Consider the following 22,991-nt stretch of genomic DNA (forward strand, 5'->3'; position numbering starts at 1 on the left):
CGCCATGCCGCATCCTGGCATGCGAATCCGGCATGGCGCGAACGGATTTCGCCGTCGGCGGGCGGTCTCGGTCAGACGGAATGGGCCGCGCGGCCGAGCAGGGCGGCATTGGCTTCCGACTCGGCGGCCGACGCGGCACGCCAGACCCGAGCCTCGCTGCTGTTGCCGCGCTGGTCCAGGACGGCGGCCAGGCCGGCCATGGCCCGCACATCGCCGTGATCCGCCGCAGTGCGCCACCAGTGTTCGGCGGCGGCCAGCTCGCCCTGGCGGAAACGCACCACCGCCAGATCGTAGGCGGCGTCGAGGTGCCCGAATCCGGCTGCCTGCGACCACAACTGGCACGCCTGCTCCAGCTCGCCCCGATTGTGCATGGCCACGCCGAGGTCGTAGAGCGCGTCCCGATACTGTCCGGCTTCCGGATCGGGCTCGGGTTCGACCGGGGTCAGCTCGGTGCTGAGTTCGACCACCAGCTCCCCGAAATCGGCCGGACCGACCCCGGTGCTGCAGTGCAGCACCGTGCACGTGCGCTCCCGGGTGATGAGCATGCCGTAATTGCCGGCCCAGGAGACCACGGCATCGGTGTGATCCACCCACACCGGGGTCAGCGTGATGGTGGCCTCGGGCCCCGTGGGGCACACCCGTAGCTCGAGGCCGCTGGACATGGCGTCGCTCCAGGCGTCGACGCCGCGCATCTGTCTGCCGCCGAACGACACGTGCCCGTCGTCCACGGCCAGCCCCATGCCGAGCCCGTGCACGCCGTGCCGCGGCGCGGCGGCGCGCAGGCGCAACATCACCGTGGTGGGGGAGATGCCGATGCGCACCGAATGCATCGGATACACCTTGGCCCCGTTCCAGGTCACCGGTTCGGCGCTGTCGTATCGGTCGGCGAGCGTAGGCTCGGGTTCCAGCCACTCGACGTACTGATAGCGCCCCGTCATCTGCCCCGCCTTTTCCGCGCGCCACGTGTAGGTTTCGGGCCCACCGTAGTACCCGAGGCGGCCGGTGAACCCCGTATTTGCCAGGTGTTTCTCCCAGCAAACACCTGGTCGGATGACCTGCGAATCCAGGGCGTTCGCGCCCGATAGCTCGACGTGTCCAGCAGGTCCGGCCGGTGTGTCGTAGCGGTACTCGGCCCGGTGTCATGTTGAATGACGCCGAACTACCAGCGAACGAGTGAAAGGTTAAGGACATATGGCTCTGCCCACCATGACCCCCGAACAACGCTCCGAGGCGCTGGCCAAGGCCGCCGCGGTGCGCAAGGCCCGCTCGGAACTCATCGCGCAGGTCAAGAAGGGATCGGTCAGTCTGGCCGAAGTTCTCAAGCGGGCCGACAAGGAAGACCTTGTCAAGAAGACCAAGGTGGCGGCGGTCATCAAGGCGCTTCCGGGCATCGGCCCGGTCAAAGCGGCCAAGCTGATGGACGAGGCGGAAATCCCCGCCGACCGCCGCATCGGCGGCCTGGGTTCCCGCCAGCGCGCCGCGCTGCTGGACGCACTGAGCAGCTGACATCGGGGGGTCGCCGGCCGGGCCGAATCCGGGCCCGGCGGCAACCTTTCCCACCCCATCCGCTGCGGACCGAACCCCGCCGTCAACGGCCGATTTGGTCCACACGGTCTCATCCGATAACCTTGCTGAGCACCACCGGTCCGGGTGGCGGAATGGCAGACGCGCTAGCTTGAGGTGCTAGTGCCCGTATTAGGGCGTGGGGGTTCAAGTCCCCCTCCGGACACATTGAGGAAAGAGCTCTCCCTACATGTAGGAAGAGCTCTTTTTTCGTCCATTTTCGACTTCTCGTAATCAGATCGTTGTCGCTGGGCTCATAACCCAGAGGTCGCAGGTTCAAATCCTGTCCCCGCTACTACGAAAGGCGGTCCTGGCCAACAGGTTTCAGGATCGCCTTTCAATCTTTGTCGAGGTTGATGACATCGCCGTTGGCATCACGCCGAAACGGCTATTTCGGTCAACGCCTGAAACGGCTGAAATGTATCGCTACCAGATGACTTCGAGCGGACAGCGCAGGACATCTGGGACTGTGATCGCTGGGTTGCCGGCCCAGTGATGGCACGCCTCGTCGGCGTCGCCTGGAGTCCGCGCACCCATCGTCGGCCTGCTGGCGCAGGTGCCCACGCGCCCGACAATACCGCGGTAATCATCGCAATGATCGCTGACTTCCCGATCGCCAAGTTCCCGGCTTCTCACGCTCACTTCAGCGGCAGCGCGCCGTCCATGCCGCCGACGTCGGTGACCTTCCAGTCGGCATTGCGGTCGACGGTCACGTTGTAGGTGACGGTGGTCTGGACGCCCTCCGGGTTCTGGGCATTGGTGGAGGTGACGTTGACGAAGACGTTGACCCGGTAGGTGCCATCCTGCTCGCTCATCACCTTCGCGGCGATGGGGGTGCCGGTGGACGTCCACTTCAGGGGGACGAGCAGGTCCTGGAGTTTCGGAGCGCTGGCATCGAACTTGGTGGCCAGAGCGGGGGCTGTCTCGGCTTTGAGCCGGGTCACCCACGCGCCGAAATCGGTGTAGTTCACCGTGGACGCGCCGACCGCGTAGTCGGTGGCGACCTGTTCGGCGTGCGCGCGGTGGCCGGCGGTGGCGTCACGGTCGGCGAGGTCGTCCCGGGCGGCGATGAGGAAGCCGGACGCGACGAACGCGACGAGGATCGCCACCGTCACAGCGGCGGACCAGCCGAGGGTGACCAGAGGGACGGCGACCGAGCGTCTCCCACGCCGAGTGTCGGAGGCGGCATCGCTCCGATCCGGTTCGGGGGCAACGGACTTCTCCGCAGACGTGGTGGATTTCGCAGTGCCGGAGGAGGTTTCGATGCCTTCATCCGTGAGATCGAGTGTCATTGCTGTTCCCGCTCTTTCGTACGGTGGTTATTTCACGGCGATCTGCAGATGCAGAGCGCCGTCGTCGCTGGTGGCATGCAGCGCCTGCGCGATGAGTCCACCCAGGTCCACCCTGCTGACCAGCGCGGGAGCCTGGGCCAGCACCGGCGCGAGCATCGGCCACAGCGGTGCGAATTCCGGTCCCATCAGGTCCAGGCGTTCGGTGGTCTCGCGCAGGAACGGCACCAGGCCGATGGTTTCGCCGTTCTCCTCGAGGAAGGAGTCCGGAGCGTCTCCGGCGCGAATGACCCGCGCGATGGAGTCCGCCACCTCCGCGACCCGGGGCCCGAAGTCTGCCCACGGTCCGGCCGCGCCGCGCAGCGCCGGACCCGTCCAATCCATGTCGGTGGCGCGGGACTGCATGGCCAGCAGCATTTCCCGGATGATGTCGGTGCGGGCCAGCAGTGTGGCCGCGAGCAGATCGGTGGCCCGGGACAGTTGCGGCACCACTGTTTCCGTGCCTGACAGGGCCGTGCCGAAGGTGTCCACGATGGAGGCCAGTGCCTCCGGATTCAGTTGGCGCAGCAGTTCAGTGGTGGTGCGGGCGATATCCGGGATGGACCGTGGCGCGGTCACCTTGTCCGCGGCCACCGTCTGCCCGTCGCGCAGGTACGGTCCTGCCGCGGTTTCCGGCCGGAAGTCCAGGTAGGACTCGCCCAGCCCGGACAGCCCTTCGATACGGACCTTGCTGGCCAAGGGAATTCGATGGTCCCCGTCCACCCGGAAGCGCACCTCGACTCCGGCCCCGACATGCGTCACCGAGGTCACCTGCCCGACCTGTACGCCTGACAGCAGCACTTTCGAGCGGGGCAGCAGCCCACCGGATTCCGGCACCGTCATGGTGGCCTCGACACGATCGCGGAACCAATGCACTCCGACCACGCCGAAGGCCAGATACGCGCCGCCGAACACCAGGATCACGAAGATACTCGCCACCGACGCGAGAGAACTCGGCTTCACCGGACCACCCCGATCATCCGCAGGGCGCGCACCATGGCGTTGACCTGCTCCTCCGTCGACACCGGGGAAACGGTGTCCGCCCCGGTGATAGTGAGCTTCGGCCCCTTCTCCACATAGGGAACGACCTTGTCCCGCAACAACGCGACCAGCCTGTTCAGGTTGGACGGTGCGCTCAGATCGAGGGGGTTGTCGCCCAGCATGAGCGGCACGAAGGCGCGGGCGGCGGCGTCCCCGGCGGACAACAGCGGGGTCAGCCAGCTCAGCGATTCGGCGATGGCGCCGAGGGAGCCGACGATGCCCAGGGTGTTCACCAATGCCGCCACGTCGGCTGGAATGTCCACCGCGCCGCGTTCGCTCAGCAGCGCATCGAGTTCGCGCGGATTGTCCTGCACCGCACGCAGATCCTTCTGGAAGGCGGCCAGCGCGGCGTCGAGCACATCCAGATTGCCGCTCAGGTCCTCGACATTCGCACCCATGCGGTCGAAGATTCGCGCGGTCTCCGATTTATCCTGCGGCAGTGCGGCATTGGCCTGATTGATGATCTCCTGAACCTGATGCAGCGCGCCGCCGCCCACGAACGTGGACATGCCGACCAGCAGATCCTCCACCTGCAGTGCGGGTTTGGTCTGCTCCAGCGGGATGGTGCCGCCCGGCGCGATGGTCTCGCCGGTGTCGCCGACCGGGGTGACCAGGCCGATGAAGATGTCGCCCAGAATCGTGTTCTGCCGCAACTGCGCCGTGGACGATCTGGGGATTCTCACCGAGCTGCTGATGGCCACCACCGCGTCGATTCGTCCCGGGCTGGCGGCGGACGGGTCGATCACGGTGACCGAACGCAGACTGCCGATCTTCGCGCCATTGGCCATGACCTTGGCCTGCGCGGGCAGGTTCAGCGCGCTGGCGAACTGGATGTGCACGTCGTAGGTGTCGCCGGAGACCGCCGCACCCGGCATCGGCACGGTGGCCGGATTGAAGCCACAGCCCGCGGGCAGCAGCGCCGCCACGCACAGGGCGGTTCCGGCGAGTGCGCGGCGGGCGGGGGAATTCCGGGTCATCGCGCACCCGCCATTCCCAGCACCAGCGGCACCAGGCTCACATTCGCCGGTCCGTTGTCGCCGCGGCGGCAGCTGCCCGGGCGCACGGTGTCGGCCAGCGTGCACAGCTGTTCGGCATTATCTTGTGGCAGCGCCACATTCGGTGCTCTGTAGGTGACTCGCACCTGTCCTGTCTCCGGATCGAGGGATTGCTGGAAGGCGGTGACGAGGGGCGGGATCATGTCGAGCAGCTTCTGCAGCCCGGAAATGCCCGCCCCCAGCAATTTCACCTTCGGGATGGCCGCGTCCAGCCCGCGCAGGATGGGTTGCCCGTGCTTGCGGAAGATGTCGTTGAACCAGGGCAGGATCACCAGCAGTGAGTCCACGATCTGCACGGTGCTGCCCCAGACCTCGTTGATGAAACCGACGCCCTCCTCGGCCTGGGTGAGCGCGACCTTGATGTCCTCCCATTTGATCGCCACGCTGGCGGCGATCTCTGCGAAGGCATCGATCATCGTGCCCAGGTGCCCGATCGCGGCGTTGGGCGAATTCAACGCGGTTCCGAGGTCTCTCACCAGCTGGTTGAGTTTTTGCCCGGTGCCGGCGGTGGCCTGATCGAACAGGCTCACGCTGGTGCGCAGCCGGGCCTGTTCGGCGGGATCTCCGTGCCCGGTGAGTTGATCGGCGAGGTTGGAGAAGGCTTCCAGGGTCTGGGTGATGCTCTTGGGCGTGAAGGTCTTGGTGATGCATGTGTCCTGCCGCCACGGCGCGTCGGATGTGCTGTCGCCCAGCACTTCCAGCGCTCGGTCGGCTACGAGGGTGTCAGAGACCGTCGTGGCGGTGACCGCGCCGCGCAGTGGGTGGCTGGCGTCGATGCTGAAATCCACCCGCACCGCGGTGCCTTCGGGTTCGACCGCGGTCACGGTGCCGACCGGGATGCCGAGCATGGTGACGTGGTTGCCCTGGTACAGGCCCACCGCGTCGGGCATGATCGCGCAGTAGGACAGGTTCTGCCGCAGTGGGTTGACGGCGACCAGATAGCCGGCGACGGTCAGCACCGCTACCGTGGCGACGCCGGCCAGGGTGACGAAACCCTGTGATCCGAGAAAGCGTTTCACGACTCAGCACGCCTTTCCGGGCAGTGGGACACACACGTCGGGGGCCGCCAGCGTGATGGCGGACTGATCGACCGTCACGCCGTCCTCCGCCGTGATCGCCGACGTCAGCCGGGTCTTGATCACGCCGAGGTTGTTCAGCGCCTGGTCGAAGCGCCGGCCCAGGTCCTCCAGTTGCGGCACCGATTCGGCCAGCTTGTCGGCCAGCGGCTCGAGCTGACTGTCCCAGGCCGGTTCGATGGCGGCCATGCGCGAGAGCAGCTGCCCCGTGATGCGCAGGGCTTCCGCGATCTCGGCCTTCTTGGCCAGCCCGGCGGTTTCGAGCCCGCCGATCTCGCGCAGGAAGGTGCCGATCAGGCCCTTGTTGTGGTTGATGGCGGTCAGGTATTCGTCCATGACCGTCAGCGCCTGCGACACTCCGGCGTTCTGCCGGTTGAGCAGCCCGACGAGGGATTCCATGGCATTTCCCATGCGGCGCAACGCATCCGGGCTGCCTTCCAGGGACTGCTGGAGGGCGGTGAAGTTCTCCCGCAGCGTGTCCCCGTCCACCTGGCCGATCGGGGTGGCGGCATCCTGGAGAGTGCGGATCAGGCTGTAGGGCAGCCGCACCCTCTCCATGGGAATGACGGTGGCGCCCAATGGCTTTTCTCCGGCGGGGACGGCCGCGATGTAGTGGCCGCCGACCACGGTCAGCATGCGCACCTCGAGGGAGGTGGCGTCGCCGAGGAAGACGTCCGCGTCGACGGTGAAGGTCATGCGCACTCGATCGGGCAGCAGCTCCAGCGATTCCACGCTGCCCACGTGCAGCCCGGCCACGCGGATCTCGTCTCCGGCCTTGACCGCCCGCGCCTCGCTCAGCTCGGCGGTGTAGGTGGTCTTGCCGATCGGCAGCACGTAGATGACACCCACCGCGACGAGCAGCGCGGCCAGGGCGGCGACGCCGTACATGCCGAGCTTCAGCTCGCGCCGGGCGGCAGCGGATTCGCGTGCGTCGCGATGATGTGCCAGTCGCGCCTGGCGTGCGCGAATTCCCTTGCGGGGAAGTCTGTTCGAAGCAGGTGTCAGCTCTTGCATATCGAGATCCTCTGGCCGGAGATGAGCACCGAGAACGGCGCGGGAACCTCGGCCTGCCCCTTCGAGCAGTGCATATCGATCAGTCCGGCGGTGCTGCCCGCCGCGGGTGGCATGAGGCCGGCCAGGGATTGCAGCAGACCGGGCAGGCGGCCGAGCACCTCCAGGGACTCGTCGGGGTTCGGGAACAGCAGCCGTAGATCCGCTTCGAGGTTCGGGTTCTCGCCCTCAGCGAATCCCAGCGTGGCCAGCAGGCTGTTGAGCGGCCCCAGGGTGGACGGCGCGGCGGCCGCGAAGACCAGCAGGCCGTCCAGTTCCTTGCGGAAGGAGGTGAATACGTCGGCCAGACCCTCGAGGAGCGTGATCAGCTGCGGTGACTTGCCGCCGATCTGATTCGAGATGCCCTGCAGGTTCTCGACGATCAGCGTCAGCACGGCCTGCCGGTCGGAGACGTAGCGGCTCAGTTTCTCGAAAGCGTCCAGAGCCGGACCGATTCCGTCACCGTTGCCTTCGATGACGGCGAGCACGCTCTCGGTGAACTGGTTGAGCGCCCCGGGGGAGAATTCGGCCAGCACCGGCTGTAAACCGTTGAACAGCTGGGTGATGTCGAAGGATGGGACGGTCCTGTCGGCGCCGATGACGGCTCCCGGCCGCAGCCGCTCGCCCGGCCCGTCGGGCTGCCGGACGTCGACATACCGTTGCCCGGTGAGGGTTTGGTACCGGATGGCCAGCGTGCTGGTCGTGTACACCGGCCGGTCCCGCTGCACGGTGAATTCCACCGTGGCCCGGGATCCGTCCAGTTCGAGGCCGGTCACCTTGCCCACCTGCACGCCGTACATGCGCACGTCGTCGCCGGTCTTCAATCCGCTGACATCGGTGAAAACGCCGGAATAGCGTGTGGTTTCGCCGCTGACCGGCCGTACGATCGCGCTGATGACCACGAGCAGCAGCGCGATCATCGCCGCGCTGAAGAGTCCGAGTCGCAGCAACACTGCGCGCACGGTGGCGGGCTTCATCGTTCCCCCTCCGGCCGCGGCGTGGTCAGCGCAGTGAAAGCCTGCTGCCCGAGCATCGGAATACCCACGGCCGGAATGCCTTTCAACGTCACCGCGAGGTTCACGGTGGGCCCGTCGGGGGTGTCGGCGAACAGCCGGTGCAGTCGTTCGATGGTCTCGGTGAGCTGCGCCCGGGCGGTTGCCGGATCGGCGATGGTGGCCGCCAGCGCGGCCACGGTCGGTGCGAGTTGGTCGGTGGCGGCGGCGAAATGGGTGCCGAGTACGTTCATCGTCCCGGCCAGCCCACCGAGCACGCCCCGGCGCAGCATGTCGATGGAGGCGTTGTAGCGGTCGCGCTCGGTGACGAAGACCTCGATATCCATGACCGCCTTGGCCAGTTTGAAGGTGGCCGAGGTGAATTCGCCGAATCCGTCGAAGAATTCGCTGTACCGGCCCAGCAGATACGACACCGGATACTGCTGGGTGTCGGCGACGGCGGTATTGAGCATGATCACCGCCTGCAGGATCGGCGTGAACGCCCGCAGGTCCCCGTTGATCTGGGCGAGCAGTTCGGTCAGCTCGGGAGTGAGCACGTCGGTGGCGGTGGTGGTGAGCTGCCGTAGCAGCGCGCCCATGGTCACATCGCTGACCTTGCCCGCCAGGTCGATCAACTGCCCGTCATGCAGCGGGGCGCCGCCCGTCGACCTGCGCACGGCGACGGCGCTGACGCCGAACAGGTTCTCCGGCGCGTAGTCCACGGTGAGGGCGTCGGTGAGGCTCGCGGTCTGGGTGCGATCCAGATCGAGGGTCAGCAGCTGACGGCCCTGGTCTGCCGGAGCCACCTCGCTGATCGTTCCGACCGCCACCCCGTCGTAGCGCACCGAGGTTCCAGCGACAATGCCTTCACCGATCTGCTCGGTGCGCAACTGAATTCGAATGCGCTCCGCGGGCGCGCGGTCGGTGTAGGCATTCAACGCCGCCGCCACCAGGACGACGGCCACCGCCAGCAGCGCGCCGGCGGTCCGAGCTCGGGTGCGGGTGATGCTCACACCCGGAATCGCATAGTTCGGCACCGCTCACCCCGGGAATTCGATCGAGGAATTGACGCCCCACAGCAGCAGCGTCAGCACCATGTCCAAACCGATGACCGCCACGAAGCTGGCACGCACCGCACGACCCGAGGCGATGCCGACGCCCTGCGGCCCGCCGGTGGCGAAAAAGCCGTAGTAGCAGTGGATCAGGATCACCGCGACCCCGAACACCAGAATCTTGAGCACCGCGGCGGCGATGTCGTAGCCGCTGGTGAACTGGGAGAAGTAGTGGCCGTAGACTCCGCCGGCCTGACCGTGCAGCAGCACGATCACCGCGCCACAGGCCAGATACGACAGGATGAGCGCGATGAGGAAGGTCGGCACGATGGCCACCGCCCCGGCGATGACCCGGGTCGTCACCACGAACGGAATCGACCGCAGGCCAAGGGATTCGAGGGCGTCGATCTCCTCCGAAATGCGCATGGCCCCGATCTCGGCCGTCATGCGGCAGCCCGCCTGCGCGGCGAACCCGATGGCGGCGGCGATGGGCGCCAGCTCACGGGTGTTGGCGAAGGCCGACACCACGCCGGACATCGAGCCGAGCCCGATCAGATCCAGCGCGGCGAAGGCTTGAATGCCCACCCCCGCACCGATGGCCACGCCGAGCACCACCAGCATCGGCACCGTGCCGCCGCCCACGATGAAAGAGCCGCGTCCCCAGGTCATATCGGTCACGGCGCGCAGGGTTTCGGAGCGATATCGCCGCAGCGTCAACGGGATTCCCGCCAGCGCCTCCCAGGTGAACCCGAGGGCGAACCCGGCCCCCTCCAGCGGGGCGAGGGCCTTGCCAGGGTTGCGGGCCAGTCGGCTCGCGGTGCGAAATCCCCTGGGTACGTATGGAGTAGCCGCCATCATGCCACCCGCATCGGAAGGAACATGCTGACCACCTGGGTGATAGCCAGATTGACCACGATGATCGCGGCTACCGACAGCACCACGGCCGCGTTCACCCCGTCGGCCACGCCGCGCGGCCCGCCGCGCGCCTCGAGGCCGCGCTGGCACGCGACGATCACCACGAGGAACCCGAACAGCACGGCCTTGGCCAATGAGATCCACACATCGGTGAGCACGGTGAACGCCCCAAAGGTCGCCCAGTAGCTGCCGGGGGTCACATTCTGCGCGCCGATGGCCACGAAGTATCCGGCCATGATGCCCACGAAGATGATCAAGATATTGAGCAGCGGGGCCACCAGCACCATGGCCGTGACCCGGGGAATCACCAGCCGATGGACCGGGCTGATACCCATCACACGCAGTGCGTCGATCTCCTCGCGCACCGTGCGCGCTCCCAGATCCGAGGCTATGGCCGAGGCTCCTGCGCCGCCCAGCAGCAATCCCGTCGCGATGGGCGCGCCCTGCTGGATGACGCCGAGCCCGCCGGCCGCGCCGATGAGCGAATCCGCGCCCAGTTGATGGATCAGATTGCCCACCTGCACCGACACGACCACCCCGAAGGGCACGGCCATCAGGATGGCGGGCAGGGCCGTCACGGTGATCAGATACCAGGCCTGGTACAGCGTTTCGCGCCACTGGAACTTCCGCGCGATGATATCGGCGCAGCCGCCTCGGAGGGCTTCGGCACCCAGATCGACTGTTCGTCCGAAGGTGCGCAGGCTCGAGATCCCGACGTCGGTGAAGTTCTTGCGGACGATCCGCAGGGCCGTGGTCGTACCGCCTCGGGGCGGGGCCGCCGACTCTGGCTGCATATGGTGTCCTCCCTTGTCCGCCGCTCGGCAATTCGGAAGCAACCGATCGGACGGAGTCCTGGTGAACGCTATGCAGTGCGGGCCGTCCCGCCCATGACACGGTCAGCCACGCCGTTGACCTTTTCCGACCATGATCGAAACCACCTAGGAGGCCTTTGATGCCGAAGGTGTATGAGTCCGGATGAACGCGGTCAGGGCCGCGGCAATCGGTTCGGGACTCCCGTCCGCGCGCGGATGCGCGCCCGCCGCCACATCGCAGTGCAGATATCCGGGGAACCAGTGCACGTGCTCATCGGGGAAGACATTCCAGCGCGACAGCACCCGCGTGAAACTGGATCCGCCCATCAGGTTGACGAACGGCAGCCGCGCCGCTGCGGCTACATGCTTGATGGGAGTCAGCGATCCGGTGCGGCAGCCACCGAGGGCGGCCACGGCGTCGAGCTGCTGCCGGGTGGGGAAGTAGTCCTCGAAGACGTTGAGCCGTCCCCCGGCGAGCATCTTCGCCAGCTCCACGATGCTGACCACTTCGGTTTCCGCCGTGGCCATCGGTACCCCGGTGCCGGTGAATTGCGCTGGGGCGTCCGGGGTTCCGCAGCGGTCGTAGTCCCGCCAGCGGTACAGCGTGTCGAAGGAGGTGGGACTGTAGCGCGGGGCGCTACCGCACACGGCCTGATACAGCGGGCCGATGCCGCGCCGCTGCCCGGCCTCGAAGGTCATCGGGAAACTGCGCGGTGCGACCGCGTCACTGTCGAGCGTGCCGCAGCTCATCGACAGGATCGCGAAATTCATCGAGGTGTGCGCTCCGCCGATCAGTCCGAGCAGTGCCTGATTCGTGACACGCAGATCACGGTAGTCCGGTGTGCGGGTGAGGTATTCGCGCCAGGTGCGGGCCGTCGACCCGCGCAGTGCTTTGGCGGCGGTGCCCTGTTCGGGCAGCAATCGCAGAATGTCGGATTCCTCGTGCGGTGCGAGGGTGGCCGCCGCGCCGATCGCGGCGACGAGCGCGAAGGCCTCGGCATTCCCCCAGCCGCCCTTCATGACCGCGGTACTGCGCGGCGCGAATCCGCGGCGCATGGCGATCGGCGCGCGCTCCACGGTCCGCGCCAGCGCGCCCAGCGGCGCGGCCAGTCGCGGGCGGGCGGTGAGCCGCAGCGGATCCAGATGCGTGACGGTGTCCAGCGCGATGAGCCCGGCGATCTGCTCATGGCCCGGGCGTCCGTCGAAATCCCAGGCGGCGTAGGTCCCGGCCTGGATGCCGCCGAGTGAATGCCCGCCCAGGAACAATTTCCGGGCGCGCGCATCGGCGTCCGGCAACTCCCGGGTCAGCACCGTGTGCGCGTCCTCGATCGTGCGGGCCATCCCGAATTCCGCGAGGTAGCCGAGCTCGCGATCGGCGCGGAAGCCGTCGAAGACCCGTCCGCCCACTCGCCGCCCGCCCCAGAAGTAGTCGAAGGCGAGATGGTAGTCGCCCTCGGCCATGGCCACCTCGATGGCGGAATGGTCCTCGACTCCGTTGGCGCGGCGGTCCAGCACCCACACCTCGGCGCGCGTTCCGGCGGCGTGCAGATTGCGAACCGTATTGCGAGCCAACGGTTCCAAGGACCGCGCGCCGGCTATCGCGCCGGGCAACAGCGCGATCACGGCGTCGGCGCGGGCCGGGTCGTCGGGCATCTCGGCGAGCCGGACCCGCAGGTGCCGCAGTTGGTCGCACTCGGCCGGGTGCGCCGGGAATCCGTCGGGCAGGGGAACCGCATGGGTCACCATGGTCAACAGGACGCCGCCCGCGCGCTCCAGCACCTCTTCTTTGCGCACTGTGCACAACCTTCCCTTTGCCCCTGCTCTCTCGGGGCTGTGCGCAAAGATTAGGCACGAAGCCCGGCGCAGCGTCCTGACCGGTGCAAATGAGGCGGGAAGAGTCCATATTCTGTCCACCCTTGTCGAGTGCGGGGGAATGCTCCGATACTGTCCGGTACAGCTGCTTGTGTGGAGCTGCTAGGACGTCGATGAGGACTACGGGCATATGTTCGACTGGGATCTGCTGAGAAACACCTCCAGCGTGCACATCATGACGCGACTCGCGGAGGAGCGTGGGATGTCCGCGGCGGCCTGTCTGTCCGGGACGGGCCTGTCACCGGAAGCGATCATCGACCCCAGCTCCGAGGTCACCGCTCGCCAGGAACTGACGGTGGTGCGCAATCTGGTCACGCGCTTCGGACAGGAACCGGGATTGGGTGTGGAGGCGGGCAGCCGGTATCACATCTCCCTGTACGGCCCCTGGGGCCTGGCCATGCTCAGCAGTCGCACCCTGCGCGATTCGGTCGAGGTGGCACTGCGCTACGTGGAACTGGCCTTCGCATTCGGGCAGCTCGAATTCGAGGAGACCGAGACCGAGGCGCGGCTGGTCTTCGACGATCACGAAGTCCCCGCGGATGTGCGCGCGTTCTTGACCGAACGGGTGCTCACCGGCATTCAGATGATCGGCCGGGAGCTGTTCTCGGCCGGAGTTCCGCTGCACCGGGTCGCCTTCCGGCACGATGGCCCGGCCGACACCGAGCGCCACCGTGAGGTATTCGGCATCGAACCGATCTTCGGCGCGCCACGCAACGAGGCCGCGTTCGACCGTGCCTACCTGGACATACCGTTGCCGCAGGCCAATGAGTGGGCGCGCGCCACCTGCGAACAATTGTGCCGGGATCTGTTGAGCCGCCGCCAGGCCCGCACCGGGATCGCCGGTGCGGTGCGCGATCTGCTGGTGCGCGAACCGGGCCGGATCCCCGATCAGGCGGAGGTGGCGGCCCAGTTGTTCATCAGCTCGCGCACGCTGTCGAGGCGGCTCAACGAGGAGGGCACGTCCTTTCGTGCGCTGCTGGACGAGGTGCGGCAACTGCTCTCGGAGGAGCTGCTCGAACATACCGATATGACCACCGAGCAGGTCGCCGCGCGGCTGGGCTATGCCGAGTCGGCCTCCTTCATCCGGGCGTTCCGGCGCTGGAAGGGCTGCCCGCCCCGGGAATACCGGGCACGGCACATGCGCCCCACCGGCCGGGTGGCATAGCTCGTCTGATCACCATGCGAATTCGCCCTTCCCGCCGGGAAATCGGCCGTCGCCGCTCTCGGCGGCGTACGCGTGTTCCTGGCTGAAAGTATCAACCGGGCGTCCGCGCCTGCTCTGGCCGTGTCTGGGAAACCCCGGATACGGTGCCGGAAAATCGGAAGCGCGGAGGTTGCGACGTGGACAATTCCCTACCTGGACACCAGGATTTCGACTTCGACTGGCTCGTCGTCGGCAGCGGGTTCGGAGCCAGCGTCGCGGCGCTGCGGTTGTCCGAGAAGGGGTACCGGGTCGGCGTGGTCGAACAGGGCCGCCGCTTCGAGGACCGCGATTTCGCCGAGAAGGCCACGCAGCTCGGCAAATTCCTGTGGCTGCCCGGTCTCGGGCTGCGCGGAATCCTGCGCCTGGCCCCCTACCGGCACGCGACCGTGCTGGCCGGGGTGGGTGTCGGCGGCGGCAGCCTGGTCTACGCGAACACCATGTACCAGCCGCAGGGCGACGAGTTCTATCGCCATCCGCAGTGGGCCGACTTGGCCGACTGGCGTGCGGAACTGGCACCCCACTTCGAGACAGCGCTGCACATGTTCGGGGTGCTACCGTCCGTCGATGCTCGCCCCGTCGACGGGCTCATGCGTGAGCTGGCCGCCGAACTCGGTGTGCCGGAAGGATATCGGCGTACTCCCGTCGCGGTGTTCTTCGGCGAGGACGGAAAGACCGTGCCGGACCCGTATTTCGATGGCGCGGGCCCGGACCGGACCGGGTGTGTGCGCTGTGGTCAATGCATGCTGGGCTGCCGCTACGGCGCGAAGAACAGCCTGCCCAAGAACTATCTGTGGCTGGCGGAACGGGCCGGGACCTCGGTGCTGGCCGATCTGAAGGTGGTCGACATCGCACCCCTGGGCGGCGGCCAGGGGGAGTGGGGCTTCCGGCTACGGGCCCGTCGGCCCGGCCTGTTCCCCAGTGGTGCAAGGGAATTCACCGCCCGTGGGGTGGTGGTCGCGGCAGGGACTCTAGGAACCAATGAACTGCTCGCCGCCTGCAAACGTTCCGGTTCCCTGCCCGAGCTGTCGGACCGGCTCGGTGAGGTGGTGCGCACCAACGACGAATCCATCCCGGCCGCGACCACCTCGGCACCCGACGCGGACTATCGCAGCGACGTGGCCATCACGTCGAGCATCTTCCTCGACGAGCACACGCATGTCACCAACAACACCTACGGCGACGGCGGCGGGCTACTGGCTCTGTCCTACGGTCCCGCCACCACCGCGCGCACCGCGCTCGGGCGCTGGGGGCAGTTCCTGCTGCGCTATCCCGGCTACCTGCTGAGCCTGCTGCGCCGCGGGCGCTGGTCGCGACGCACCATCATCTTCACGGTCATGCGCGGAACCGACGTATCTCTGCGCCTGCGTAAGGGATTCGGTCCCGGACGATTGCAGACCGAATCGGCGGGCGCGCCGCCCGGCGGCGCGTCGGCCGTGGATGTCGCGCGGCGGGTAGCGTCGCTGGCGGCACGCAAGATGGGCGGCCGTCCGCTCGCCTCGCTCGGCGAAACCTTGGGCTCCGCACCTATGACGGCGCACTTCCTGGGCGGCGCGGTCATCGGCGCGGACCGTGAGCACGGGGTGATCGACCGGCACCATCGGGTGTTCGGATACACCAACCTGCTGGTGTGCGACGGATCGGCAGTGCCGGCCAATGTGGGCGTCAATCCGAGCTTGACCATCTGCGCCATGACGGAGGCCGCCATGGCGCAGATACCCCAGGCCCAGGCTGCCGATCAGCCCTCGGCCAGGTCCGCGACCAGCAGATGAACCAGGCGGGTGTAACGCCGCACCCGCCTGGGCAATTCGCCCGCCGCGGCGGCGTCCACAATCCGCGGCCGGGTGAAGGGGCGGGTGCGGCGGCGGTAGGTCACCTCGCCGCCGTCCGCCGCCAGCACATTGCGCACCCAGTCCGAACCGGTGCCGTAGGGCAGCGGCACATACAACCTGCCGTCGGCGAAGTGCGCGACCACCGGGGTGGCGAACGGTTGACCGGATTTCCGGCCCCGATGCTGGATCACGCTGTAGGGCGGCAGCTTTCCGGCGTAGAGCCGGGCAATGCGATTGGTGACCCGGCGATTGAATGCGGGCAGCCAGCGGGGGGCGATACCCCGTGCACCCGTTGCCGCCGATTCCGCAGTGCCCCGCGCATTTCCCGCGTCCCGCGTATTTTCCTGCGCCATGGTCGATTCCACCCTCCAGATTTCTGTTCGCCGGCGCACCGAAACTATCGGTGGATTGCGCGGCCGGCCACGTCCATCGCGGTCAGCCTGATGATGTTTCCCGCCATGATCTTGGTTGTCCGCAGATGTCAACCTCCTGGCACCTAATGGCGCACCGTCTCGATCGGCGGCGTCTTAGCGTTTCCTGGCAGGTTTGTTGTTCGCGTCACATCAGGAGGACCGGGTGGAATACTCCCGTCGACTAGCCCGCGCCGTATGCACCGTGACCGCGGTGGCGTCGCTCGCCGTAGCCGGGAGCGGGTTGACACCGGCCGCGGCGGAAACAGATTTCAGCCCGCAGCCGCCCGACCCGGCCTATGTGCTGAATCAGGTGGTGGAGATCCTGGGCGGCACCGTCACCGACGTGATGCGCCCCGGCATGCTCGACTATTTCGTCAAGGCCGGAATCATGACCGCGGCCGGCAACTGGACCGAGGCTTTCGAGGATCTCGCCAAACCGGAGACCTACAACTCACCCGATTCAGCCTTCCGGCTCGCGAGCGCGGCGCAGAAGATTTTCGACACCCTCGCCCATGTCGAGCCGGCCGGTATCGGTTTCCCACCGCACCCGGATTACCTGCCGGATTGGAATCACGACGGCAAGTTCGGCATCGCCGACACCGCCGGGCAATTGCTGCCCGGGTTCGAATCCGACACCCTGCTCGATGGCGAATACGACCGTCCCGAGTACAACAGCGCCAAGTTCCGCTACCCGTGCATGAACCCCGATGGCAGCGTCTGGTACGAAACCACGTCCGGCGCATGCGCTCCCGGCGATTCCGGCGCGGACTTCAAACTCGGTGACGTCCAGAAATTCCGGATCATCAACTCGCGCGGCATTTCCATGGCCGCCATGGTGTGGATGCCCTACGGCGCAATGGAATCCGATCGGAAGTATCCGGTGGCCGTCGGCGCGCCCGGTGCGGCGGAATCGATGAACCACATCGGCATGTACGCGCAGTCCGCCGCCCGCAACGGGTTCATGACCGTCACCTTCGGCCAGTCCGGTCAGCCCGACAGTGACGGCAACGCCCTCGACATGGTGCTGCCGGTGCTCAGCGTGGCGGACTGCTTCGCACCGGGTTCCTGCCGCGATGTCCAGGACGCGGTGCGCTGGGTGTTCAACGAGCCCATCACCCCGGTCATCGATCTGGGCAACGAGCTCAACAACATCCTGATGGTCCCGCGCGTGAACCGGCAGAACCCGGCCTACGAGACGGCGGGCGGCGCGAATATGAGCAATCCGTGGCTCGACAGAATGGACCTGAACTGGGTCAGCCTGTTCGGTCAGTCCGTCGGCGCGGTCGGCACCTCCAACTACCTGAACTGGCAGGTCAAGGGGTACGGCATCGACGGCCGCCCGCTGCCGCGCGTCAGATCGGCGTCGGTCATGTCCGGATACACCGCACTGGTCACCGACGTTCCCCTCCAGATGCAGACCGCCGACCTGGATATACCGGGGCTGTCCGGCTACGGCATCACCAACTTCTATCAGCCGTTCTTCAACGCCACCGATGGACCGTTCGGCACCATGGACCGCCACCACAACATCGTGAACGGCGGCACGGCAGCTCCGGTGCAGACCATCGTGTACGAGAGCGGCAGTCACGGCGACTCCATCAACTGGGTCGGCATCCCGCGCAACATCAAATCCCCCGCGCTGTCGGTGGACTACTCGATGGCCTGGTTCAACTGCTACGGCCGGCCCGATGCGGACACCGCCGCCTGCGATTCGCTGAGCAAGCCGCGCGACGGCCTGTCACGGGCTTTCGCCAGCGAGTACTCGCCCCAGGGCATCGCCGGCCCGACCCTGTGCATGCGGGTCCCCGATCGAGCCTCCATCGGCCAGGTCCTGCGGCCCGAGTGGTTCATCGACGCGCTCAACGGTCGGCCGCGCTACACCTGCACGCCACAGAGCTGAATGGTTGCGCGAAGGTTCAGAAAGGTTCTACATGTCTGGAGCACAACGGCTTTGGGCCGCCGGTGTGGTTGTCGCACTGTCCCTCGGCGCGGTCACGAGCGGGACGGCGGTGGCCGCGCCGACCGGATCCGGTGCGGGATCCAGCTCGGGTTCCTCGGAGGGCGCGAACCCGCTGTTCGGGGAATCGGCGCAGTACAACGTGGGCGGCCTCGGACCCGCCGTGGGATCGCAGACCATGGCGTACGCCGACTTCAACGGAGACGGGAACATGGATGTGGCGGCCACCGGCGTGGTCGACGGGACCGGCATCCTGTTCGGCGACGGCACCGGGCGGCTGCGACGAAATCAGTTCGTGCACACCGAGGTAGGCGCGAACGCGGTACACACCGCGGATCTGAACGGGGATGGTGCATCCGATCTGGTGGTCACCAACTTCCTGAGCATCTCGGTGCTGCTCAATGACGGTCGCGGCGTATTTCACGTGGATCGCACCTACGCTACCGACTTCAATCCCGATGTCAGCTACCGCACCGGCGGCATTCCGTTCGGTGTCGCGCTGGCCGACTTCGACAATGACGGCGCGGTGGACCTGGCGTTCAACAATCTGGTGCCGGTGCCCGGCGGGGTGGGCATTATGCGCGGTGACGGTCAGGGACACTTCGGCGTGCCGCAATGGCGCGGCGTCGGCCTCGGCAAGGCCAGTGTGGTGGCCGGTGACGTGGACAACGACGGCTACGCCGATCTGGCCTTCCATGATCTGGGGACCTCCGGCGTGTGGGTCATGGTCAACGATCGTAATGGTGGATTCGCCGCTCCCCGTTGGAATCTCGCGGCACTGCCCAGTGAGGATCTGAAGCTGGCCGACGCCGACGGCGACGGCAACCTGGATCTGCTCACCGCCAATATCGCGGGCTTCAGCGCCAGCGTGCACTGGGGCGACGGGCGCGGCAATTTCGGCCCGCCGCAATTGATCGGCCCGGCCGCCGCGCCGTGCGCGGTTGCGGTCGGCGATTTCGACGGCGATGGCATCCCGGATATCGCTGCGGGACAGTACGTTCCGTCCACCGCGATGATCTTCAAGGGCAACGGCCGCCGCGGATTCGACTATGTCGAGCAGCACACCATCGGCTTGGGGCCGCAGGCCATGGCGGCCGTCGACCTGACCGGTGACGGGCGGCCGGAAGTCATCAGCATGTCCAGCCTGTCCGAGGACGTGGCGGTCATGGTCAATCGCGGTAACGAAAGAGGCTGAGGCAGTGCGCAATACTCTTCTCGCGGCGGTCATCGCGGCCGGCGCGTTCCTGGCCGCGGCGATCGTCGGCGCACCGGGCGCCCGGGCGCTCGAGCCGACGCTGTCCTTCGGCACCAGCCTGGGCGGCACCAGCGTCAACCACTTCACAACCGTGCCGAGCGGGGCGCTGTTCGACGGCGACATCGTCACCCTGACACCGGGCATCAATGCCGGGATCATCGGCATCCTCGCCGATGCGACGCCGTTCGATAACACCTGCGCCACAGGCAAGTTCGTCTTCGAGACGAAGGGCGGCGCCAAGGAGGAAGTCCAGGTGGGCAGCTCCTGCGGCCTGCCGTTCCCCTACCTGGCGATCGCGAGCAAGCCGTCGGGCGACTACGCGGAGGTCTGCGCCGTGGTGGAGGTGGCCGCACAGGGGCGCACCCCGGACTCGCCGGTGCAGCGCACGGAGAACTGCTTCCGGTTCCCGAACGACGCCACCGTGGCCGCGCCGCCGCTGCTGCCGCCGTTCAACTTCAATGCCCAGATCCTGGGCTTCGACTTCAAGCACACCAATCAGTTCCCGGCCGGCGTCACCTACGACGGCGCGACCTGGGCGGTGAATCCGGAGTGGAACATCCTGACCATCGGATGGCTGGCCGATCTGGCCCCGTTCATCGATGCGCACTGTGCCGAGGGCGCGGTGGTATTCGAGACGAAATCCGGTGAGCAGGAGGTGCATCCGCTCGCACAGGCGTGCTCCAACGGCTACCTCTACGGCATTCTCTCGCAGAAACCGGCCAAGGAGTACCGGATGGTGTGCATGTCGTCGGCGACGGTGGGTGACGGCGGGCAGCGCGCCTGCTTCCGCTTCCTCAACTGAGGTCGGGGACCGGCGACCAAAAGGCGGTGCGGTGGTGGAATCCCCACCACCGCAACACTTTTCGTATGACGTAGGATCAGTCGCCCGGTGCGGCGGCACGGGCCATCAGATACTGCGCGCGGTAGGCGCCGGTGAGGGCGCAGACGTCGATCAACTCCCGGTCATCGAAGAACTTCTTGGCCGCGCCCCAGGTTTCGTCCTCGATGAAGCGGCCGGTATGCAGTTCGGCGACCAGTTCCCGCAGTAGTTCAGTGCGTGCGGAGACGAATCCGCCGGACTCGGGTGCGCCCCCGAAGTGCGCATCCAGTTGCCGCATGATCGCGGCGGCATCCGACGCGGGCAGTGTGCTGACCCATGCCGCCGCCCGGGTGAAGAACGGCAGCAGCAACGCGATCAACGGGTGTACCGAGGTGACCGTCGCGTGCAGTTCCGGGTCGGTAAGCGCCCAGCCGGGTACCGACCGCTCCGGGTTCGCGCCGGATTCGGTGCGAACCGGCCGCGGGTCGCGTCGCCCCTCGGTCGTCATACATTCGATTCCGGCGGTCTCACCCGTGCGCACCAGCCGCCACATGCTGCGCAGTGGAATGAAGCCCAGGCTGCCGAAGGTCATCGTCACCGTCTCGTACAGACCGACCTGCGCGGCGATGTTCACGATCTGACGCGGCGTGAAATACCGAGCCGCCGTGTCCCGGGTGGCGCGGGACAGATCGAAGTCCCGCTGCAACTCGTCGACGATCCGCAGCAGTACTGCCTCGCGGGGCCGCCAGCCGGAATCGGTGGGACCGTTCTGAATCGCCTGTTGTCCCCCGGCGCGGAACGCGGCCAGGGCGGCGGCTGGATTGTGCGCTGCATACGGGAAATAGCCGCCTACGTTCCAGGCGGTCCGAGCGATGATGATTTCGCGATGGGCCGCTCGCATACCGCGCGGCTGGAGGTAGCTGCCGCCTGCGACGCCGGCACACGCGGCGGCCAGCGACCAGGGCTGACGGGCCAGACTCAGTGCGTTGCTGAGCATTTCGGGTTGCCCGGGCAGCCGGACGATGGGCGCAACCCGCCGACCGGACGGGATGCGCCAGCGAGAATCGTTGTCGGACATGTGTGTTCACTTGCCTTCGGTGTTCGCGATGATGAAGTCGGTCAGATGCGCGGCGACGGGCTCGGGTGAACCGTCCGTGCGCGGCGATCCGCAGACGATGTCGGAATGCGAATAGCCGGGGACGAAATGAACGGTGCCCAGGTTGAACGGAATGCGGCGGGTCAGCCGGGGCGGCATCGTAGGCATCCGGCCGGAGCCCGGCATGACGCCGCCCTCGAGGATCGTCACGAGGGGTTTGGACTCCAGGGTCTTCTCATGTTTGATGTGTGCCAGCTCGCCGCTGCGTACGCCCAGTGCGGTGAGGAGCATTTCCAAGGTGAAGCGCGTGGGATGGTAGGGCTCCATGATCCCGACCGGGCCGCCCATGCACGCACGGGCGAAATCGCGGAGTGCGACTACGTTTTCATCATCTACGGTGCTGTCGTCCCAGGCGTAGAGCAGATCCGGATCCACGGCGGCTTCCAGCGGCCGCCCCACAGTGCCCGCAGGGCGAAGCCCGCGCCGGGTATGCGCCATGCGACCGGCGGTACCGGGAAGGTGCGTTTGCGCACCGGCCCGCCCGTAAGCCGTCCCATCGAGACCCGCAGCGGGTGCACGCCGTAACCGCTGCCCAGGATCGTGCCCATGGCCGCCGCACCGGTCAGCCTGCGCTGCAAGGGATCCGGCCGTCCGGTGAGGGCCTGTCGCCAGGTTTGCGCGAGCGACACGCGGATCGCGATCTCCCACACCAGATTGCGGACGCGGTCGGTGTCGACGAGGCTTCTGGCCTCGCGCAGGACTGAGATATCGCGGTCCGGCGCGAAGTATGCGTAGAGGCCCAGAAGTCTTAGCGCGTAGAGGAATTCGGGGCTCATCATGGGTAGGGCGTCCCAGGCACGCGGGAGCCGTCCGCTGCGCAGCATGGCCAGGGCGAACCGGTACAGGGGTGCGCCGATCAGGGTCGCCGGTCGACGGAACGGTCGCGTCAGCGCGCCGCCGTCGACGATGACCCCGGAATCCAGGGCGATGAACCCGCGTACCAGTTCGTGGCCTGGTGTGCCGTCGAAATCCCATGCGCCGAAGGCGCCCGCCACCGGGCCGCCCGCCGAATGGCCGCCGACGAACGCCTTCGCCCGGCTGATCTCGCGGTCCGGAATCTCGCGGGTGAGCACCTCGTGGGTGTCCCTGACGGCGGTGACGAATCCCAGATGCGCCAGGTAGGGCAGTTCGCGGCTGCTGGTGAAGCCGGCGAAGGTCTTGCCGTCGATCGGTTTGCCCCGGTAGTAGTAATCGAAGGCGACCTCCGGATCCTCTGCCGCGCGGGCGCTTTCGATTCCGGTGTTGTCGGTGGCGCCCTCGCCGCGCCGGGCCAGCGCCCACACTTCCACCGCGCGGCCTCGGGCCGCGGCCTGGCGCAGGGTGGTGCGCGCGATCCCGTCGAAGGAGTAGGGCCCGGCCCAGTTGCCCGGCTGCATGAGGAGGATGGCGTCGGCGTCGGTGGCCACGTGCGGACCGGTGGTCAGCCGGTAGCGGACGTAGTGCAGATGGTCGATTCCCGCCGGGTGTTCCGGAAAGTCCGGTGGAAGTGGCGAATACAGTCTGATGTGCCTGAGTTCGATGTCGCCGTCGGTCCGGACGACGGTTTCCTCGCGATCGGGGATGGATTCGGCGTCGTTGCGGGATATGGCCATGATCGCTCC

Annotated in this window: 21 protein-coding genes and 1 tRNA gene; 7 read left to right on the plus strand and 15 right to left on the minus strand. The window is 67.2% G+C overall.

Annotated elements, in window-relative coordinates:
* Window positions 1-71 precede the first annotated feature (71 nt).
* Entirely contained in the window at window positions 72-938 is an 867-nt protein-coding gene (locus JK358_RS33845) for a tetratricopeptide repeat protein (RefSeq protein WP_201955783.1), read from the minus strand.
* A gap of 253 nt (window positions 939-1,191) precedes the next feature.
* Here JK358_RS33845 and mihF point away from each other — a divergent pair, with 253 nt between their 5' ends.
* Both mihF and JK358_RS33855 read left to right on the plus strand, forming a co-directional pair.
* Window positions 1,192-1,506 carry an integration host factor, actinobacterial type gene (gene mihF, locus JK358_RS33850; RefSeq protein ID WP_201955786.1) on the plus strand — a complete coding sequence of 105 codons (315 nt, stop codon included), beginning with the start codon at window positions 1,192-1,194 and terminating at the stop codon, window positions 1,504-1,506.
* Window positions 1,507-1,644: 138 nt separating this feature from the next.
* Window positions 1,645-1,729 (plus strand) — tRNA-Leu (locus JK358_RS33855).
* Window positions 1,730-2,201: 472 nt separating this feature from the next.
* Here the strand turns inward: JK358_RS33855 and JK358_RS33860 are convergent.
* From JK358_RS33860 to JK358_RS33905, 10 genes are all read right to left on the minus strand, one after another.
* Window positions 2,202-2,855, minus strand: coding sequence for a hypothetical protein (locus JK358_RS33860; RefSeq protein WP_201955788.1), 654 nt, complete (start codon window positions 2,853-2,855; stop codon window positions 2,202-2,204).
* Between the two features lie 27 nt (window positions 2,856-2,882).
* Window positions 2,883-3,854 (minus strand): MlaD family protein, encoded by a 972-nt coding sequence (locus JK358_RS33865; RefSeq protein ID WP_201955791.1) that lies wholly within the window; start codon window positions 3,852-3,854, stop codon window positions 2,883-2,885.
* Entirely contained in the window at window positions 3,851-4,909 is a 1,059-nt protein-coding gene (locus tag JK358_RS33870) for an MlaD family protein (RefSeq protein ID WP_201955794.1), read from the minus strand. Before JK358_RS33870 ends, JK358_RS33865 begins: the two co-directional genes overlap by 4 nt.
* The gene (locus JK358_RS33875) at window positions 4,906-6,006 is read right to left on the minus strand and encodes an MlaD family protein (protein ID WP_201955807.1); all 1,101 of its coding nucleotides are present in this window, start codon (window positions 6,004-6,006) and stop codon (window positions 4,906-4,908) included. The genes JK358_RS33870 and JK358_RS33875 overlap by 4 nt, the downstream gene beginning before the upstream one ends.
* Window positions 6,007-6,009: 3 nt before the next feature.
* On the minus strand, window positions 6,010-7,077 hold the full coding sequence (locus JK358_RS33880) for an MlaD family protein (protein ID WP_201955825.1): 1,068 nt from the start codon (window positions 7,075-7,077) through the stop codon (window positions 6,010-6,012).
* Window positions 7,065-8,090, minus strand: coding sequence for an MlaD family protein (locus tag JK358_RS33885; protein ID WP_201955826.1), 1,026 nt, complete (start codon window positions 8,088-8,090; stop codon window positions 7,065-7,067). Before JK358_RS33885 ends, JK358_RS33880 begins: the two co-directional genes overlap by 13 nt.
* The gene (locus JK358_RS33890; RefSeq protein ID WP_201955838.1) at window positions 8,087-9,118 is read right to left on the minus strand and encodes an MlaD family protein; all 1,032 of its coding nucleotides are present in this window, start codon (window positions 9,116-9,118) and stop codon (window positions 8,087-8,089) included. The genes JK358_RS33885 and JK358_RS33890 overlap by 4 nt, the downstream gene beginning before the upstream one ends.
* A gap of 27 nt (window positions 9,119-9,145) precedes the next feature.
* On the minus strand, window positions 9,146-10,012 hold the full coding sequence (locus JK358_RS33895) for an ABC transporter permease (RefSeq protein WP_201955841.1): 867 nt from the start codon (window positions 10,010-10,012) through the stop codon (window positions 9,146-9,148).
* Window positions 10,012-10,866 carry an MlaE family ABC transporter permease gene (locus JK358_RS33900; RefSeq protein ID WP_201955844.1) on the minus strand — a complete coding sequence of 285 codons (855 nt, stop codon included), beginning with the start codon at window positions 10,864-10,866 and terminating at the stop codon, window positions 10,012-10,014. Before JK358_RS33900 ends, JK358_RS33895 begins: the two co-directional genes overlap by 1 nt.
* A gap of 144 nt (window positions 10,867-11,010) precedes the next feature.
* Complete coding sequence (locus JK358_RS33905) at window positions 11,011-12,678, minus strand: alpha/beta fold hydrolase (RefSeq protein WP_201955854.1); 1,668 nt, start codon at window positions 12,676-12,678, stop codon at window positions 11,011-11,013.
* Between the two features lie 208 nt (window positions 12,679-12,886).
* On the opposite strand from JK358_RS33905, the gene JK358_RS33910 reads away from it, so the two are divergent.
* Together JK358_RS33910 and JK358_RS40530 are read left to right on the plus strand one after the other, a co-directional pair.
* Window positions 12,887-13,921 (plus strand): AraC family transcriptional regulator, encoded by a 1,035-nt coding sequence (locus tag JK358_RS33910; RefSeq protein ID WP_201955857.1) that lies wholly within the window; start codon window positions 12,887-12,889, stop codon window positions 13,919-13,921.
* Window positions 13,922-14,097: 176 nt separating this feature from the next.
* Window positions 14,098-15,729 carry a GMC oxidoreductase gene (locus JK358_RS40530; protein WP_201955860.1) on the plus strand — a complete coding sequence of 544 codons (1,632 nt, stop codon included), beginning with the start codon at window positions 14,098-14,100 and terminating at the stop codon, window positions 15,727-15,729.
* On the opposite strand, the gene JK358_RS33920 is transcribed toward JK358_RS40530, so the two are convergent.
* The gene (locus JK358_RS33920) at window positions 15,696-16,142 is read right to left on the minus strand and encodes a nitroreductase family deazaflavin-dependent oxidoreductase (protein WP_201955874.1); all 447 of its coding nucleotides are present in this window, start codon (window positions 16,140-16,142) and stop codon (window positions 15,696-15,698) included. The two genes, JK358_RS40530 and JK358_RS33920, sit on opposite strands and share 34 nt — an antisense overlap.
* Before the next feature lie 223 nt (window positions 16,143-16,365).
* Between JK358_RS33920 and JK358_RS33925 the strand changes: the two genes are divergently transcribed.
* The 3 genes from JK358_RS33925 to JK358_RS33935 are packed head-to-tail and all read left to right on the plus strand — an operon-like array spanning window position 16,366 to window position 20,216.
* Complete coding sequence (locus tag JK358_RS33925; protein ID WP_201955877.1) at window positions 16,366-18,102, plus strand: alpha/beta hydrolase family protein; 1,737 nt, start codon at window positions 16,366-16,368, stop codon at window positions 18,100-18,102.
* Between the two features lie 31 nt (window positions 18,103-18,133).
* On the plus strand, window positions 18,134-19,354 hold the full coding sequence (locus JK358_RS33930; protein ID WP_201955880.1) for an FG-GAP repeat domain-containing protein: 1,221 nt from the start codon (window positions 18,134-18,136) through the stop codon (window positions 19,352-19,354).
* 4 nt (window positions 19,355-19,358) lie between these two features.
* Entirely contained in the window at window positions 19,359-20,216 is an 858-nt protein-coding gene (locus JK358_RS33935; protein ID WP_201955883.1) for a hypothetical protein, read from the plus strand.
* Between the two features lie 76 nt (window positions 20,217-20,292).
* Here the strand turns inward: JK358_RS33935 and JK358_RS33940 are convergent, their stop codons facing one another.
* The 3 genes from JK358_RS33940 to JK358_RS33950 are packed head-to-tail and all read right to left on the minus strand — an operon-like array spanning window position 20,293 to window position 22,982.
* Window positions 20,293-21,312, minus strand: coding sequence for a carboxymuconolactone decarboxylase family protein (locus JK358_RS33940; protein WP_201955886.1), 1,020 nt, complete (start codon window positions 21,310-21,312; stop codon window positions 20,293-20,295).
* Window positions 21,313-21,318: 6 nt separating this feature from the next.
* The gene (locus JK358_RS33945) at window positions 21,319-21,765 is read right to left on the minus strand and encodes a hypothetical protein (RefSeq protein WP_201955888.1); all 447 of its coding nucleotides are present in this window, start codon (window positions 21,763-21,765) and stop codon (window positions 21,319-21,321) included.
* Complete coding sequence (locus JK358_RS33950; protein WP_201955891.1) at window positions 21,723-22,982, minus strand: hypothetical protein; 1,260 nt, start codon at window positions 22,980-22,982, stop codon at window positions 21,723-21,725. Before JK358_RS33950 ends, JK358_RS33945 begins: the two co-directional genes overlap by 43 nt.
* Window positions 22,983-22,991: the final 9 nt, after the last annotated feature.

The organism is Nocardia acididurans, from assembly GCF_016741815.1.
Classification (GTDB): Bacteria; Actinomycetota; Actinomycetes; order Mycobacteriales; family Mycobacteriaceae; genus Nocardia; species Nocardia acididurans.

What these genes read in the sequence shown, in the direction of transcription:
- JK358_RS33845 (WP_201955783.1), bottom strand. Translation starts at nt 938, where the DNA reads ATGACGGGGCGCTATCAGTACGTCGAGTGGCTGGAACCCGAGCCTACG.
- mihF (WP_201955786.1), top strand. Translation starts at nt 1,192, where the DNA reads ATGGCTCTGCCCACCATGACCCCCGAACAACGCTCCGAGGCGCTGGCC.
- JK358_RS33860 (WP_201955788.1), bottom strand. Translation starts at nt 2,855, where the DNA reads ATGACACTCGATCTCACGGATGAAGGCATCGAAACCTCCTCCGGCACT.
- JK358_RS33870 (WP_201955794.1), bottom strand. Translation starts at nt 4,909, where the DNA reads ATGACCCGGAATTCCCCCGCCCGCCGCGCACTCGCCGGAACCGCCCTG.
- JK358_RS33880 (WP_201955825.1), bottom strand. Translation starts at nt 7,077, where the DNA reads ATGCAAGAGCTGACACCTGCTTCGAACAGACTTCCCCGCAAGGGAATT.
- JK358_RS33885 (WP_201955826.1), bottom strand. Translation starts at nt 8,090, where the DNA reads ATGAAGCCCGCCACCGTGCGCGCAGTGTTGCTGCGACTCGGACTCTTC.
- JK358_RS33895 (WP_201955841.1), bottom strand. Translation starts at nt 10,012, where the DNA reads ATGGCGGCTACTCCATACGTACCCAGGGGATTTCGCACCGCGAGCCGA.
- JK358_RS33900 (WP_201955844.1), bottom strand. Translation starts at nt 10,866, where the DNA reads ATGCAGCCAGAGTCGGCGGCCCCGCCCCGAGGCGGTACGACCACGGCC.
- JK358_RS33910 (WP_201955857.1), top strand. Translation starts at nt 12,887, where the DNA reads ATGTTCGACTGGGATCTGCTGAGAAACACCTCCAGCGTGCACATCATG.
- JK358_RS33920 (WP_201955874.1), bottom strand. Translation starts at nt 16,142, where the DNA reads ATGGCGCAGGAAAATACGCGGGACGCGGGAAATGCGCGGGGCACTGCG.
- JK358_RS33930 (WP_201955880.1), top strand. Translation starts at nt 18,134, where the DNA reads ATGTCTGGAGCACAACGGCTTTGGGCCGCCGGTGTGGTTGTCGCACTG.
- JK358_RS33940 (WP_201955886.1), bottom strand. Translation starts at nt 21,312, where the DNA reads ATGTCCGACAACGATTCTCGCTGGCGCATCCCGTCCGGTCGGCGGGTT.
- JK358_RS33950 (WP_201955891.1), bottom strand. Translation starts at nt 22,982, where the DNA reads ATGGCCATATCCCGCAACGACGCCGAATCCATCCCCGATCGCGAGGAA.